Source organism: Streptomyces sp. NPDC058307 (assembly GCF_042880295.1).
In the GTDB taxonomy this organism is placed as follows: Bacteria; Actinomycetota; Actinomycetes; order Streptomycetales; family Streptomycetaceae; genus Streptomyces.
Window position 1 is genome coordinate 1 of sequence record NZ_JBHVYZ010000109.1, and the last position, 15,882, is coordinate 15,882.

Annotated in this window: 10 protein-coding genes; 6 read left to right on the forward strand and 4 right to left on the reverse strand. The window is 69.5% G+C overall.

What is annotated here, in order from left to right; all coding sequences use genetic code 11:
• Positions 1–634 precede the first annotated feature (634 nt).
• Complete coding sequence (locus ACFVYN_RS39775; protein WP_390007492.1) at positions 635–1,531, forward strand: RecB family exonuclease; 897 nt, start codon at positions 635–637, stop codon at positions 1,529–1,531.
• Positions 1,532–1,545: 14 nt separating this feature from the next.
• Entirely contained in the window at positions 1,546–2,217 is a 672-nt protein-coding gene (locus ACFVYN_RS39780; protein ID WP_037670515.1) for a response regulator transcription factor, read from the forward strand.
• 119 nt (positions 2,218–2,336) lie between these two features.
• Here the strand turns inward: ACFVYN_RS39780 and ACFVYN_RS39785 are convergent, their stop codons facing one another.
• The 4 genes from ACFVYN_RS39785 to metH form a co-directional block, all read right to left on the reverse strand.
• Positions 2,337–3,917, reverse strand: a complete 1,581-nt coding sequence (locus tag ACFVYN_RS39785) for an ABC transporter substrate-binding protein (protein ID WP_390007477.1) — start codon at positions 3,915–3,917, stop codon at positions 2,337–2,339.
• A gap of 78 nt (positions 3,918–3,995) precedes the next feature.
• Positions 3,996–5,600 carry an ABC transporter substrate-binding protein gene (locus tag ACFVYN_RS39790; RefSeq protein ID WP_390007478.1) on the reverse strand — a complete coding sequence of 535 codons (1,605 nt, stop codon included), beginning with the start codon at positions 5,598–5,600 and terminating at the stop codon, positions 3,996–3,998.
• A 434-nt stretch (positions 5,601–6,034) separates the two neighbouring features.
• Positions 6,035–6,733 carry an HAD family hydrolase gene (locus ACFVYN_RS39795; protein WP_390007481.1) on the reverse strand — a complete coding sequence of 233 codons (699 nt, stop codon included), beginning with the start codon at positions 6,731–6,733 and terminating at the stop codon, positions 6,035–6,037.
• Positions 6,734–6,852: 119 nt separating this feature from the next.
• On the reverse strand, positions 6,853–10,377 hold the full coding sequence (gene metH / locus ACFVYN_RS39800; RefSeq protein WP_390007483.1) for a methionine synthase: 3,525 nt from the start codon (positions 10,375–10,377) through the stop codon (positions 6,853–6,855).
• Between the two features lie 284 nt (positions 10,378–10,661).
• On the opposite strand from metH, the gene ACFVYN_RS39805 reads away from it, so the two are divergent.
• From ACFVYN_RS39805 to ACFVYN_RS39820, 4 genes are all read left to right on the forward strand, one after another.
• Complete coding sequence (locus tag ACFVYN_RS39805; RefSeq protein ID WP_390007485.1) at positions 10,662–11,435, forward strand: IclR family transcriptional regulator; 774 nt, start codon at positions 10,662–10,664, stop codon at positions 11,433–11,435.
• 322 nt (positions 11,436–11,757) lie between these two features.
• Positions 11,758–12,558, forward strand: a complete 801-nt coding sequence (locus ACFVYN_RS39810) for an MIP/aquaporin family protein (protein WP_390007487.1) — start codon at positions 11,758–11,760, stop codon at positions 12,556–12,558.
• 47 nt (positions 12,559–12,605) lie between these two features.
• Positions 12,606–14,144, forward strand: coding sequence for a glycerol kinase GlpK (glpK, locus tag ACFVYN_RS39815; RefSeq protein ID WP_390007488.1), 1,539 nt, complete (start codon positions 12,606–12,608; stop codon positions 14,142–14,144).
• Positions 14,145–14,199: 55 nt separating this feature from the next.
• Positions 14,200–15,816, forward strand: coding sequence for an FAD-dependent oxidoreductase (locus ACFVYN_RS39820; RefSeq protein WP_390007490.1), 1,617 nt, complete (start codon positions 14,200–14,202; stop codon positions 15,814–15,816).
• Positions 15,817–15,882 lie beyond the last annotated feature (66 nt).

Below are 15,882 nucleotides of genomic sequence, written 5' to 3' on the forward strand. Positions count from 1 at the left end.
GGCAGAGCCACGACCACCGGAACCTGAGTATCAGGATCAATGTCAGTGGCGGGCCGTATGGTCTGTGGTCATGGAGACGAGCACGGAGGGCGAGGCCGAGGCCACCGTCGATGACCGGGGGGCGCCGGGAGCGGCGGTCGCTGCGGGGGCGACGGCAGCGGCGGCCACGGCGGAGGCCGGGGCGGTTGAAGAACCGGCCGCCGCCGAACCGACGGCAAGCGGCGAACCGGCTGCGGTGGAGCCTCGGACGGTCGACGAACCCGCCGCCGAACCCGCGACGGCCAAGGAACCGATCACGGCGCGGCCCGAGGCGGGCGGAGTACCGGCCACGGCGGCACCCCTGACGGCCGATCAGCCGATCGCCTCCCAACCCGACACGGTGGGGAACCCGGCCACCGCGCGGCCCGAGGCGGGCGGGGAATCAGCTGCCACTGAACCCGAGCCGGGTGGAGGATCGGCCACGGCCGGGTCCAGGACGGTCGACGAACCGGTCGCCGCCGGTCCTGCGACAAGCGAGGGCCCGGCCACGACGCGGCCCGAGGCGGATGGGGAACCGGCCCCGGTCGGGGCCGGGGCCGGACACGATGGCGGGGTGGCGCCGGTTGCGGCCGAGGCGGTGGCTGTGGTGGACCCGGTGGCGGAGGTCGTGTTCGACACCGGTGCGGTGGCCCGGGCCGTCGGAAAGGCGGCCGGCGCGCCCGCCTCCCTGTCCCCTTCCCGTGCCAATGACTTCATGCAGTGCCCGTTGTTGTACCGGTTCCGGGTGATCGACCGGTTGCCGGAGAAGCCGAGCGCGGCGGCGACCCGGGGAACGCTGGTGCACTCGGTGCTGGAGCGGCTCTTCGACGCCCCGGCCGGGGAGCGGACCGCGCCCGCGGCCAAGTCGCTGATCCCCGGTCAGTGGGACCGGCTCCGGGAGAGCCGGCCGGAGGTGGTGGAGCTGTTCGCCGACGATCCGGACGGTGAACGGCTCGCGACCTGGCTCGCCGAGGCGGAGCAACTGGTCGAGCGGTGGTTCACGCTGGAGGACCCGACGCGCCTGGAGCCCGCCGAGCGGGAGCTGTTCGTCGAGGCGGAGCTGGACTCGGGGCTGCGGCTGCGCGGGATCATCGACCGGGTCGACGTGGCGCCGACCGGCGAGGTGCGGATTGTCGACTACAAGACCGGCAAGGCGCCCCGGCCCGAGTACGCCGAGGGCGCCCTGTTCCAGATGAAGTTCTACGCCCTGGTGGTGTGGCGGCTGAAGAACGTGATCCCGCGCCGTCTCCAGCTCGTCTACCTCGGCAGCGGTGACGTCCTGACGTACGACCCCGTCCTCGCCGACCTGGAGCGCGTCGAGCGCAAGCTGCTGGCGCTGTGGGAGGCGATCCGGCAGGCCACGCAGACGGGCGACTGGCGGCCGCGGCCGACCAAGCTGTGCGGCTGGTGCGACCACCAGGAGCACTGCCCGGAGTTCGGCGGCACTCCCCCGCCCTACCCGCTACCGGTGAACTCCGCGACCGGCGAGCAGGGCAGAATGGGGCCGGACTAGCGAAGGAGACTTACGTGGCCATCCGCGTCCTACTCGTCGACGACCAGCCGCTGCTGCGTACCGGCTTCCGGATGATTCTGGAGGCCGAGCAGGACATCGCGGTCGTCGGCGAGGCCGGAGACGGCCTTCAGGCTCTCGACCAGGTGCGGGCGCTGCAGCCCGACGTGGTCCTGATGGACATCCGTATGCCGCGGATGGACGGTGTGGAGGCGACCCGGCAGATCACCGGTCCCGGGCGGGACGGCCCGGCCAAGGTGCTGGTGCTGACCACCTTCGACCTCGACGAGTACGTGGTGGAGGCGCTGCGGGCGGGGGCCAGCGGGTTCCTGCTCAAGGATGCTCCGGCCAACGAGCTCGTGCAGGCGATCCGGGTGGTGGCCGCGGGTGAGGCGCTGCTCGCGCCGAGCATCACGCGTCGGCTGCTCGACAAGTACGCCACGCATCTGCCGTCCGGTGACGAGCCGGTCCCGGACACGCTGCACACGCTCACCGACCGCGAGGTCGAGGTGCTGAAGCTGGTGGCGCGGGGGCTGTCCAACGCGGAGATCGCCGCGGATCTGTTCGTCAGCGAGACGACCGTGAAGACACATGTGGGTCATGTGCTGACCAAGCTGGGGCTGCGGGACCGGGTGCAGGCCGCGGTGTACGCGTACGAGAGCGGTCTGGTGCGTCCCGGCGCGCAGTAGACCGCCGTAGACCGGCGGGCTGAAGAGCGAAGAGGGCGTCCCCCACCTGACGGGGGGCGCCCTCTTCGTGTGTGCGGCCGCCGGATCGGCGCGCCGCCGGGGATCGGTGCGTCGCCGGATCAGCCCTTGCTGAGTTCCCAGAAGCGGAAGACCGTGGAGGCGTCGAGGCAGTACTCCAGGCCGTAGACGCCGTCGCGGACGACGGCGTACTGCTTGGCCTGCCAGACAGGCAGGACGGGGACGTCCTCGGCGACGAGGTTCTGGAGTGTGCCGAAGGGGTCGTCCGTCGCGGAGCGGTCCGGCTGGGCGGCGGTCTCGGGGATGAGCGAGCCAGTGATCTTGTTGTTGCTGTAGTGGTTGTCCAGCACGTTGCCCTTGCCGAAGAAGGGGGCCGTGAAGTTGTCGGCGTCGGGGTAGTCGGGCACCCAGCCCTTGACGTACACGCCGTACTTGCCGGCCGCGATGTCCTTCTCGTACTGGTCGAAGGCCACGGACTTCACGTCGGCGTCGAACAGCCCGCTGGCGTTGAGCTGCCGGGCGATCGTCTTGAGTTCCTGGTCGGTGGCGGGGCCGTAGCGCGACGGGGTCGACCACAGGGTCAGCTTCACTTTGCCGGTGAGGCCCTCGTCGGCGAGGGCTGCTGCGGCCTTCGCCTTGGAGGGCTGGGCGCCGTAGGTGTCGAAGAAGGCCGTGTTGTGGCCCGCGATACCGGCCGGGATGATCGAGTAGAGGGCGGTCGCGGTGCCCTGGTAGACGTCGTGGATGAGGGCTTCGCGGTCGAGGAGGTAGGCGATCGCCTTGCGGACGCCGAGCTTTCCGGTGACCGGGTCGTCCATGTTGAAGACGAGGTGCTGGACCTCGGCGCTGGTGCCCTCGACGACCTCGATGCCGGAGTCGGGCGAGGCGTTCTCGATGTCGGCGATGTCGCCCGCGCTCAGACCGCGGTAGGCGAGGTCGACCTTCTTGTCGGTCAGGGCGGTCTTCAGGGCGGCCTGGTCGCCGTGGAAGAACTTCAGCGTGACGCCGGAGTTCTGGGGCTCGGCGGTGCCCTTGTAGTTCTCGTTGACGGAGAACTCGGCCTTGTCGTCGTTGAACGAGTCGAGCTGGTAGGGGCCGGAGCCGACCGCCTTGCTGTCCTTGCGCAGGCCGTCGGCGTCGTACTGCGTGTGGTCGACGATGGAGCCGGCGCCGGAGGCGATCTTGCTCGGGAAGGTCGCGTCGGGGGTGTTCAGCCTGAAGACGACGGTCTTCTCGTCCGGCGTCTCGACCTTGTCGAGCATCGGGAACATGATCGCGGGACCGGCGTCGTCGTTGATCTTCAGCATGCGGTCGAAGGAGAACTTGACGTCCTCGGAGGTGAGCGGGTCACCGTTGCTGAACTTGAGGCCGGGCTTGAGGGTGCACTCGTAGACCTGGGTCCTGGTGTCCGTGAACTCGCAGCTCTTGGCCGCGTCCGGCTCCGGTTCGGTGCCGCCCTTGGGGAAGCTGAGCAGCGACTGGAAGACGTTGTTGAACAACAGCCAGGAGCCGGGGTCGTAGCCGGAGGCCGGGTCGGTGGCGAGGACGTCGTCGGACATCCCCATGACCACGGCGGAGCCGCCGGAACCGGAGTCCCCCGACTCCGTGCCGCAGCCGGTCAGCAGACCGGAGGCGAGTCCCGCCACGATCGGCAGGACCTGCCACTGGATGCGCTTGTTCACGTGCGAGTGCCTTGTCGTCGATTCTTGTGGAATCCCGGGCCCGTCCGCCTGGGCCCGGGCGAAGGAGGCGTCGGCCGGTCAGCCGCTGACGCCCTTGCCGAGTTCCCACAGCTGCAGCGTCGACGAGGAGTTGAGCGCGTAGGCGGTGCCGGTGACGTCGTCGCGCGCGGCGACGTACTGCTTGCCCTGCCACAGCGGCAGCACGGGGACGTCGTCGGCGACGATGTCCTGGATCTCGGTCAGGCTTCCGGACGCGGCGAGACGGTCGGCCTCGCGACGGGAGTCCGGGATCAGGGTGTTGCGGATCTGCTTGTTGGCGTAGGGCGAGCCGAGGAAGTTGTCCTTGTCGAGGAAGGGGGCGAGGTAGTTGTCGGCATCGGGGAAGTCCGGGAACCAGCCCATGCCGTAGACGTCGTACTCGCCCTTCTGCTCCGCCGGGCGGAACGTGGTCCAGGGTGCGCCCTTGATGCTGACGTCGAAGAGCCCGCTCGTGTTGAGCTGCTTCTGGAGGTCCTCGAACTCTTCCTTGGTGCCGGACCCGTAGTGGTCGGTCGTGTAGTGCAGGGTCAGCTTGACCGGGCTGGTGATGCCGGCCTCGGTCAGCAGGGACTTGGCCTTGGTGACGCTCGGGTCGCCGTACTTGTTGAAGAACGAGTTGGAGTGGCCGGTGATGCTGGCCGGGACCAGCGAGAAGAGCGGCTCGGCCTGGGTGCCGTAGACCTTGGAGACGAGTTCGCTGCGGTTGATGAGCTGGGCCATCGCCTGGCGCACGGCACGGGACTTCACGACCGGGGCCTTGGTGTTGAAGGCGAGGTAGCGGATCTCCAGGCCGGCCATTTCGACGAGGTCGACGTCTCCGCCGGACTCGTTCGACAGCTTCTGGATCTGCTGGGGCGACATGGTTCGGGTGATGAGGTCGATGTCGCCCTTTTCGAGGGCGGTGCCCATGGCGCCGGCGTCCGCGTAGGAGCGCAGTTCGACCTTGTCGTTGTTCACCGTCAACGCCCCCTTGTAGTGGGGGTTCTTGGTGAACACGGCGTCGACGAGCTCGTCGTTCTTGACGTCGGCCTTCATGGTGTAGGGGCCGGAGCCGTCGACGTCGAAGCCGTCGCGGAGCTTGTTCTTCGCGTAGTCGTCGGGGTTGACGATGCCGGCGACCGGAGTCGACAGCTTGAACGGGAAGGTGGCGTCGGCGGTCTTGAGGTGGAAGACGACCTCGCGGTCGCCCTTGGTCTCGACGGTGTCGATGGTGGACAGCAGGGCGAAGACGCCGGAGTCGGCCTTGAGGGCGCGGGCGCGGTCGATGGAGTACTTCACGTCGGCCGCGGTGATGGAGTCGCCGTTCGCGAACTTCAGGCCCTCGCGCAGGGTGCAGACGTAGCGTTCGTTGCCGCTGTCGCTGAAGCCGCAGGACTTGGCGGCCTCGGGGACGGGGTCGCCCTCGCCCTTGGGCTGGATCATCAGGGTCTGCACGGTCTGGCGCAGGACGTTCCAGGTGCCGACGTCGTAGGCGTAGGCGGGGTCGAGCGGGGCAGGAGCTTCCTTCGTGGCCGTGAACCGGTCCGTGGTGCCGACACCGATCGCGTCGTCCCCGCCGCTGCCGCTGTCGGAGGCGCCGCAGGCGGCGAGCACCGGCGCGAGCAGACCGATGACGGCCGGCAGCACCAAAGTCTTGCGGTTCATGCTCGAGTTTCTCCACAGCTGTTCAGTCCGTGTACCCGGCATGCAGGGGTTGGCGCGGCGGATCACGGGGTTAGGGCGATGTTCTCACCAGGAGATTAGTCCGCACCTGCAGGAGGGTTCCCGTCCACCGGAGTTGAGCTTCCATCACGCAGTGAAACCGGGTGTGGACGCACCGAAGGTCCGCCGGGGGAAGGATTGGTGCAGGGTTTCATCAATCGGGACACATGGGCGCGTCCGCGCCCCGCGAAGGGGGGCTTCCGGCACAGCCTCGGCCGCCTGTCGAGCGCCCGTCGAGTGGGGAACCTCACACCCGTAAGGGGGGCCGGCGGACTGGAATTCGGGCGTCCGGGGCGCTTCGAATTCCTGCGACAGGGCTCTGGGGAATTACCGCGCTATCCGTGCTGCACGCTGGGTGAACACCCGAGGCATTTCCGTCATCGAAGCACGATCAGGCCGCGCAGAAATGCCAGGTCGACGTCTTCGAGCGAGCCGACGACCGTGCGTCCGGGGGCCGGGAGGATGGGGGCCACGGAGGGCACGGCCACGACCTGGCAGCCGGCGGCCTCGGCGGCGGCGACACCGGTCGCGGTGTCCTCGACGACCGCGCATCTGGCGGGGTCCGCGCCGAGTCCGGCGGCGGCGAACAGATACGGGTCCGGGTGCGGCTTGGTGCGCGGTACCTCGTCGCCGGCGACCGTGAGGGCGAAGTGCCGGTGGCCGAGGGCGTCGAGGACCCGGTCGATGATGCGCCGGTGCGAGGCGGAGACCAGGGCGGTGGGGATCCGGTGTGCGGACAGTTCGGCCAGCAGGCGGGTGGCGCCGGGCATCAGGGGCAGGGCGTGGCCGATCCGTTCCTCGAAGCCCTGGTTGAGCAGGACGCTGAGCTCGGGGAGGGTGATGTCGGCGCCGGTGGCCTCGATCAGGAAGCCGGCGCTGCGGGTCATGGGGCCGCCGACCACGACATGGCGCCAGGAGTCGTCGAGGGTGTGTCCGAGGCGGGCGAAGATCTCGACCTCGACGTCCCACCAGAAGCCCTCGGTGTCCACCAGGGTGCCGTCCATGTCGAGGAGGACGGCCTGGAGGGCGGAGCCGTCCGCCGTACGGGTGATGGGCGCGGGGACCGTACTGGTCATCCACGTACCTCCTTGGGGGGACGAGCAGGCCGGTTCCCACGAGGGGAACCGGCCTGCGGTGGACCGACTAGTGTACGACTTATCCGATCAGTGTGCTCGGTGAGCCGGGACTCGGCGGCTCAGCGGGCGTTGAAGTACTTCGCCTCGGGGTGGTGGATGACGATCGCGTCGGTGGACTGCTCGGGGTGGAGCTGGAACTCCTCGCTCAGCTGGACGCCGATGCGCTCGGGGCGGAGCAGGTCGGCGATCTTGGCGCGGTCCTCCAGGTTGGGGCAGGCTCCGTAGCCCAGCGAGAAGCGGGCGCCCCGGTACTTCAGGGCGAACATGTCCTCGACGTCGCCCGGGTCCTCGCCCGCGAAGCCGAGTTCGGAGCGCACGCGCGCGTGCCAGTACTCGGCGAGGGCCTCGGCCAACTGGACGGACAGGCCGTGCAGTTCGAGGTAGTCGCGGTAGGCGTTGGCCTCGAAGAGCTTGGCGGTCTGCTCGCCGATGCGCGAGCCGACGGTGACGACCTGGAGGCCGACCACGTCGGTCTGACCCGACTCCTCGGGGCGGAAGAAGTCGGCGAGGCAGAGCCGGCGGCCGCGGCGCTGGCGGGGGAAGGTGAAGCGGGTGCGTTCGTTGCCCTCCTCGTCCAGGATGATCAGGTCGTCGTCCTTGGACACACAGGGAAAGTAGCCGTAGACGACGGCGGCTTCGAGGAGGTTCTCCGTCTGGAGCCGGTCCAGCAGGCCGCGCAGCCGGGGCCGGCCCTCCGTCTCGACGAGCTCCTCGTACGTCGGTCCCTCACCGGTGCGGGCCTGCTTGAGCCCCCACTGGCCCTTGAAGAGGGCGCCCTCGTCCAGCCAGGACGCGTACTCCTTGAGCTGGATGCCCTTGATGACCCGGCTGTCCCAGAACGGCGGGGTGGGCACCGGGTTGTCGGTGGCCACGTCGGAGCGGACGTGCCCCTCTTCGGGCCGCTGCTCCTCCTCCACCTGTACGGCACCGGCGCGCACCCGGCGCTGCTTGAGCTCGGGCAGCTTGGCGCCGGGCACGCCCCGCTTGACGCCGATGAGGGCGTCCATGAGGCGCAGTCCCTCGAACGCGTCGCGGGCGTAGCGGACTTCGCCCTCGTAGATCTCGTACAGGTCCTGTTCGACGTATGCCCGGGTCAGCGCGGCTCCGCCGAGGATGACCGGGAAGTCCGCGGCCATGCCCCGCTGGTTGAGCTCCTCCAGGTTCTCCTTCATGATCACCGTGGACTTGACCAGGAGGCCCGACATGCCGATGACGTCGGCGCGGTGCTCGGCGGCGGCCTCCAGGATCGCGGAGACCGGCTGCTTGATGCCGAGGTTGACCACGTTGTAGCCGTTGTTGGACAGGATGATGTCGACGAGGTTCTTGCCGATGTCGTGGACGTCGCCGCGGACGGTGGCGAGCACGATGGTGCCCTTGCCGGCCTCGTCTCCCTCGACCTTCTCCATGTGGGGTTCGAGGTAGGCGACGGCGGTCTTCATGACCTCGGCGGACTGCAGGACGAACGGCAGCTGCATCTGGCCGGAGCCGAAGAGCTCGCCGACGACCTTCATGCCGTCCAGGAGGGTGTCGTTGACGATGTCGAGGGCGGGGCGGGACTGGAGGGCCTCGTCGAGGTCGGCCTCCAGGCCGTTCTTCTCGCCGTCGATGATGCGGCGCTTGAGGCGCTCGTCCAGGGGCAGGGCTGCCAGTTCCTCGGCGCGGCCCGCCTTCAGGGACTTGGTGGTGGCGCCCTCGAACAGGGCCATCAGCTTCTGGAGGGGGTCGTAGCCCTCGGCGCGACGGTCGTAGATGAGGTCGAGGGCCGTCTGGACCTCTTCCTCGCTGAAGCGGGCGATGGGCAGGATCTTCGAGGCGTGGACGATCGCCGAGTCCAGGCCCGCCTTGACGCACTCGTCGAGGAAGACCGAGTTGAGCAGGACGCGGGCGGCCGGGTTGAGGCCGAAGGAGATGTTGGACAGGCCCAGCGTGGTCTGGACGTCCGGGTGGCGGCGCTTGAGTTCGCGGATCGCCTCGATGGTGGCGAGGCCGTCCTTGCGGGACTCCTCCTGACCGGTGCAGATGGTGAAGGTCAGGGTGTCGATGAGGATGTCCGACTCGTGGATGCCCCAGTTGCCGGTGAGGTCCTCGATGAGCCGTTCGGCGATGGCGACCTTGTGCTCGGGGGTGCGGGCCTGGCCCTCCTCGTCGATGGTCAGCGCGATGAGTGCGGCGCCGTGCTCCTGGGCGAGCTTGGTGACCTTCGCGAAGCGGGACTCGGGGCCGTCGCCGTCCTCGTAGTTGACGGAGTTGATGACCGCGCGGCCGCCGAGCTTCTCCAGGCCGGCCTCGATGACGGGGACCTCGGTGGAGTCCAGGACGATCGGCAGGGTGGAGGCGGTCGCGAAACGACCCGCCAGTTCCTTCATGTCGGCGACACCGTCGCGGCCCACGTAGTCCACGCAGAGGTCCAGCATGTGGGCGCCCTCGCGGATCTGCTCGCGGGCCATCTCCACACAGTCGTCCCAGCGGGCCTCCAGCATGGCCTCGCGGAACTTCTTCGAGCCGTTGGCGTTGGTGCGCTCGCCGATCGCCAGGTAGGAGGTGTCCTGGCGGAAGGGGACCGTCTGGTAGAGGGAGGCGGCGCCGGGCTCGGGCTGCGGGTTGCGCTCACCGGGCGTGAGGTCGCGGACCCGCTCGACCACCTGGCGCAGGTGCTCGGGGGTGGTGCCGCAGCAGCCGCCGATCAGGGAGAGGCCGTAGTCGCGGACGAAGGTCTCCTGGGCGTCGGCCAGGCCTTCGGGGTCGAGCGGGAAGTGCGCGCCGTCCTTGGTGAGGATCGGCAGACCGGCGTTCGGCATGCACAGCAGGGGGATGCGGGAGTGCCGGGCGAGGTAGCGCAGGTGCTCGCTCATCTCGGCCGGGCCGGTCGAGCAGTTCAGGCCGATCATGTCGATGCCGAGCGGCTCCAGCGCGGTGAGCGCCGCGCCGATCTCGGAGCCGAGCAGCATGGTGCCGGTGGTCTCGAAGGCCATCGAGACCACCAGCGGCACATCGGCGCCGGTGGCCTCCAGGGCGCGGCGGGCGCCCAGTACGGAGGCCTTCGTCTGGAGCAGGTCCTGCGTGGTCTCGACGATCAGGGCGTCGGCGCCGCCGGCGAGCAGTCCCTCGACGTTGGCCTGGTAGCCGTCGCGGATCGTGGCGTAGTCGATGTGGCCGAGGGTGGGCAGCTTGGTGCCGGGACCGACGGAACCCAGGACCCAGCGCGGACGGCCGTCGCGGGCCGCGTATTCGTCGGCCGCCTCTCGGGCGATCCGGGCACCCGCCTCGGACAGCTCGTGCACGCGGTCGGCGATGTCGTACTCCGACGCGGCCGTGTGGTTGGACCCGAAGGTGTTGGTCTCGACGCAGTCGACGCCCACCGCGAAGTACGCGTCGTGGACGGAGCGGACGATGTCCGGGCGGGTCACGTTGAGGATCTCGTTGCAGCCCTCGAGATTCTCGAAGTCCTCGAGAGTGGGGTCCTGGGCCTGCAGCATGGTGCCCATTGCTCCGTCGGCCACCACCACTCTGGTGGCGAGCGCCTCACGGAGCGCGGACACACGGGTCCGGCTGTCGGCGGAAGGGGTCAGTGGCGACGAGGCCATGAAGGGGCTCCCTCGGTTGCGACGGCTGTCGGCTTCAGGCGCCCGCGAGTCGTCCCACGCCGGGCGCACCACGCCAGGGTAGCCGGGTCCCCGCGGGGATGGTCGGCACGTCCACGGGACGGACGAGGATGGCGGGCAGGTCACCAGTGGGACTCGGGTGACGCAACAGATGCTGACCGACCATTAGCGGGAGGTCGGCATCGACCGGTAGTGTTCGACATTGCCGAACAGCGGCAGCGACGCCGTAACACGCGGCTGTCGAAGGGGACGGAGGCAGAACGGCGATGGCACGGAACATCCAGTCGCTGGAACGGGCGGCCGCGATGCTGCGGCTCCTCGGGGGCGGCGAGCGGAGACTCGGCCTGTCGGACATCGCCTCGTCCCTGGGCCTCGCCAAGGGCACCGCGCACGGCATCCTGCGCACCCTCCAGCAGGAGGGGTTCGTGGAGCAGGACGAGGCCTCGGGGCGGTACCAGCTGGGCGCCGAGCTGCTGCGCCTGGGCACCACCTACCTGGACGTGCACGAGCTGCGCGCGCGTGCGCTCGTATGGACGGACGACCTGGCCCGCTCCAGCGGCGAGAGCGTCCATCTGGGCGTGCTGCACCAGCAGGGCGTGCTGATCGTGCACCACGTCTTCCGGCCCGACGACAGCCGGCAGGTGCTGGAGATCGGTGCCATGCAGCCCCTGCACTGCACGGCGCTCGGCAAGGTGCTCTCGGCCTACGACCCGGTGGCGCACAGCGAGGCGCTGGAGAGCGACCGCAAGGCGTTCACCGAGCGGACCGTGTGCGACCTGGACGCCTTCGAGCAGATCCTCGACGTCACGCGCGCGCGTGGGTACGCGGCGGACGTCGAGGAGACCTGGGAGGGCGTCGCGTCCATCGCCGCGCCCATCCACGACCGGCGCCGGATGCCGGTCGGCGCGGTCGGCATCACGGGCGCCGTGGAGCGGCTGTGCCGGCCCGACGAGGAGGGCGCGCTGCGTCCCGAGCTGATCGCGGCGGTGCGGGACTGCGCCCGCGCGGTCTCGCGTGACCTGGGCGCCGGACGGTTCTGAGGACCGAGGACAGGGCCGGTGCGTCGGGTGACGTACCGGTCCTTGGTCGTACCTTGACGTAACCGTGCAAATCACCAAAACAAGATCGTTGACTCACAGCAGTCAATAACGATCGTGTTTTCGACAACAGAACTCTTGACGTGCGCGTAACCCCACAGCAAGACTCCCGTCCATCGGTCGGCATTGTCGAACACCTACCGGCAATACGCGTTAGAGTGTGACAGCGCCAAGGGCCGGCATCGCCCTCACCCCCGAGGGCAAGCTCGAACCTCCGGAGGGACCCGGGGTTCGGTCCCCTGGACGAAGGACAAAGGAGTCGCGGGTGTCCAGCTCCGACATCTTCATCGGCGAGACCATCGGTACCGCCATACTCATCCTGCTCGGCGGTGGCGTGTGCGCCGCCGTCACGCTGAAGGCCTCCAAGGCCCGCAACGCCGGCTGGCTCGCCATCACCTTCGGGTGGGGTTTCGCCGTACTGACGGCCGTCTACACCTCGGCGCCGCTCTCGGGCGCCCACCTCAACCCGGCCGTGACCCTGGCGCTCGCGCTCAAGAAGGACGGCATCTCCTGGAGTGACGTCCCGATCTACTGGGGCGGTCAGCTGCTCGGCGCCATGATCGGCGCGGCGCTGGTCTGGATCGCCTACTACGGCCAGTTCCACGCGCACCTGACCGACAAGGAGATCGTCGGCGCTCCGGGCGCGCAGGCCACCACCGCCAAGGCCGTCGAGGCGCAGGAAAAGGGCGCCGGCCCGGTCCTGGGCATCTTCTCCACCGGTCCCGAGGTCCGGGTCGCCTGGCAGAACGTCGCCACCGAGGTCATCGGCACGATCGTGCTGGTGCTGGCCGTCCTGACGCAGGGTCTCAACGGCGACGGCAAGGGCCTGGGCACCCTGGGCGCCCTGATCACCGCGTTCGTGGTCGTCTCCATCGGTCTGTCCCTCGGTGGCCCGACCGGCTACGCGATCAACCCGGCCCGTGACCTCGGTCCGCGTATCGTGCACGCCCTCCTGCCCCTGCCCAACAAGGGCGGCTCCGACTGGAGCTACGCCTGGGTTCCGATCGTGGGTCCGCTGATCGGCGGTGCGATCGCCGCAGGCATCTACAACGTCGCTTTCGCTTAAAGCACCGGTAGAACCTCACCTCACCTCACGGAACCCAGGAGCACACAGTGACCGACGCCCACACCGCCGGCCCGTTCATCGCCGCCATCGACCAGGGCACCACCTCCAGCCGCTGCATCGTCTTCGACAGGGACGGCCGTATCGTCTCGGTCGACCAGAAGGAGCACGAGCAGATCTTCCCGAAGCCGGGCTGGGTCGAGCACAACGCCACCGAGATCTGGACCAACGTCGAGGAAGTCGTCGCCGGAGCCATCCAGAAGGCCGGCATCACCCGCGACGACATCAAGGCCATCGGCATCACCAACCAGCGCGAGACCACTCTGCTCTGGGACAAGAACACCGGTGAGCCCGTCCACAACGCCATCGTCTGGCAGGACACCCGCACCGACGCCCTCTGCCGGGAACTCGGCCGCAACGTCGGCCAGGACCGCTTCCGCCGCGAGACCGGCCTGCCGCTGGCCTCCTACTTCGCCGGCCCGAAGGCCCGCTGGCTGCTCGACAACGTCGAGGGCCTGCGCGAGCGCGCCGAGCGCGGCGACATCCTCTTCGGCACCATGGACAGCTGGGTCATCTGGAACCTGACCGGTGGTGTCGACGGCGGCAAGCACTACACCGACGTCACCAACGCCTCCCGCACCATGCTGATGAACCTCCACACGCTGGAGTGGGACGCGAAGATCGCCGAGTCCATCGGCGTGCCGCTGTCGATGCTCCCCGAGATCCGCTCCTCCGCCGAGGTCTACGGCGAGGTCACCGGCGGCAAGCTGGGCGACCTGCTCGGCGGCATCCCGGTCGCCTCGGCGCTCGGTGACCAGCAGGCGGCCCTGTTCGGCCAGACCTGTTTCGCCGAGGGCGAGGCCAAGTCGACGTACGGCACCGGCACCTTCATGCTGATGAACACCGGCGACAAGATCATCAACTCGTACTCCGGGCTGCTGACGACGGTCGGCTACCGCATCGGCGACCAGGCGCCGGTCTACGCCCTGGAGGGCTCGATCGCCGTCACCGGTTCACTGGTGCAGTGGATGCGCGACCAGATGGGCCTGATCTCCACCGCCGCCGAGATCGAGACGCTCGCGCTCTCGGTCGAGGACAACGGCGGCGCGTACTTCGTGCCCGCCTTCTCCGGGCTCTTCGCCCCCTACTGGCGCCCGGACGCCCGCGGTGTGATCGCCGGCCTCACCCGGTACGTCACCAAGGCGCACATCGCGCGCGCCGTCCTGGAGGCCACCGCCTGGCAGACCCGTGAGATCAGCGACGCCATGACCAAGGACTCCGGCGTCGAGCTCGCGGCCCTCAAGGTCGACGGCGGCATGACCTCCAACAACCTGCTGATGCAGACGCTCTCGGACTTCCTGGACGCCCCCGTGGTGCGCCCGATGGTCGCCGAGACCACCTGCCTCGGCGCCGCCTACGCCGCCGGTCTCGCCGTCGGCTTCTGGACCAGCACCGACGACCTGCGCGCCAACTGGCGCCGGGCCGCCGAGTGGACCCCCAACATGGCCGCGGAGAAGCGCGACCGTGAGTACAAGAGCTGGCTCAAGGCCGTCGAGCGGACCATGGGCTGGCTCGAGGACGAGAACTGACGAGAGAGCTCCACGAAAGCTCATCTCGAAGTTCGATGAGGAGTAAGAACCCCACATGACCAGTCAGTCCACCCTGCAGTCCGTGCCTGCCCTGGGCACCCACCCGGCCTCCGGCTCCCTTCCGAGCCGCGCCGAGACCCGGGAGCAGCTCTCCAAGGCGTCGTACGACCTCCTCGTGATCGGCGGCGGCATCCTGGGCATCTCCACCGCCTGGCACGCCGCGCAGTCCGGCCTCAGGGTGGCACTGGTCGACGCCGGCGACTTCGCCGGCGCCACCTCCTCCGCCTCCTCCAAGCTCCTCCACGGCGGTCTGCGCTATCTGCAGACCGGCGCGGTGAGGCTGGTGGCGGAGAACCACTTCGAGCGCCGTGCGGTCTCCCGCCAGGTGGCACCTCACCTGGCGAACCCGCTCACCTTCTACCTCCCCGTGTACAAGGGCGGGCCGCACGGCGCCGCGAAGCTCGGGGCGGGCGTCTTCGCCTACTCCGCGCTCTCGGCGTTCGGCGACGGCGTCGGCCACCTCCTGTCCCCCGCCCGGGCGGCTCAGGACGTGCCCGAGCTGCGCACCGAGAACCTCAAGGCCGTGGCCGTGTACGGCGACGACCAGATGAACGACGCGCGCATGGCGCTGATGACGGTCCGCGCGGCCGTCGAGGCGGGCGCGGTCGTGCTCAACCACGCCGAGGTGACCGGGCTCCGGTTCACCAAGGGCCGGGTGACCGGCGCGGATCTGCGCGACCGGCAGTCCGGCGACGAGTTCGGCGTGAACGCCCGGCTGGTGCTGAACGCGACCGGGCCGTGGGTCGACCACCTGCGCAAGCTGGAGGACCCGAACGCGGCGCCGTCCATCCGCCTGTCCAAGGGCGCGCACCTGGTCCTGAAGCGGACGTCTCCGTGGAAGGCCGCGCTCGCGACCCCGATCGACAAGTACCGGATCACCTTCGCGCTGCCCTGGGAGGACATGCTTCTGCTCGGCACCACGGACGAGGAGTTCGAGGGTGACCCGGCGGACGTGTCGGTCACGGAGAAGGACACGGCCCAGATACTCGACGAGGCCGCGTTCTCCGTGCGCGACCAGCAGCTCTCCCGTGACCTGATCACCTATTCCTTCGCGGGTCTGCGGGTGCTGCCGGGCGGTCCCGGTGACACGGCGAAGGCCAAGCGGGAGACCGTGGTCACGGAGGGCCGTGGCGGCATGCTGTCCGTCGCGGGCGGCAAGTGGACGACCTTCCGGCACATCGGCCGTACGGTCATGCAGAAGCTGGAGGCGCTGCCGGGCGCTCCGCTCGGTGACGGCTACGAGCCCATCTCCTCCCTGCCGAAGAGGCTCCCGCTGCCCGGTGTCGCCAACCCGCGCGCGGTCGCGCACCGCCTGCTGGTGGACAACCCGGCGCCGGGTCCGCGCATGGCCGCCGACACGGCGAGGCACCTGGCGACCCACTACGGCTCCCTGGCCTTCGACATCGCGCGCCTCGCGAACGAGAACCCCGAGCTGGGCGAGCGCGTCCATCCGGACGCCCCGGAGATCTGGGCGCAGGTCGTGTACGCCCGGGACAACGAGTGGGCCGAGACGCCGGACGACGTGCTGCGCCGCCGTACGACGCTGACGATCCGGGGTCTGGCCACGGACGAGGTCCGCGCGAAGGTCCAGGACCTGCTCGACAAGAAGTAGCCCGGGGTCCGGTCCCTCCCCGACCTGGACCGGCATCCCGAGAACGGCCCCTCTCCTCCCCTGGAG

Coding starts and splice junctions, on each gene's coding strand:
- ACFVYN_RS39790 (WP_390007478.1), bottom strand. CDS start 5,600: ATGAACCGCAAGACTTTGGTGCTGCCGGCCGTCATCGGTCTGCTCGCG.
- ACFVYN_RS39805 (WP_390007485.1), top strand. CDS start 10,662: ATGGCACGGAACATCCAGTCGCTGGAACGGGCGGCCGCGATGCTGCGG.
- metH (WP_390007483.1), bottom strand. CDS start 10,377: ATGGCCTCGTCGCCACTGACCCCTTCCGCCGACAGCCGGACCCGTGTG.
- ACFVYN_RS39820 (WP_390007490.1), top strand. CDS start 14,200: ATGACCAGTCAGTCCACCCTGCAGTCCGTGCCTGCCCTGGGCACCCAC.
- ACFVYN_RS39795 (WP_390007481.1), bottom strand. CDS start 6,733: ATGACCAGTACGGTCCCCGCGCCCATCACCCGTACGGCGGACGGCTCC.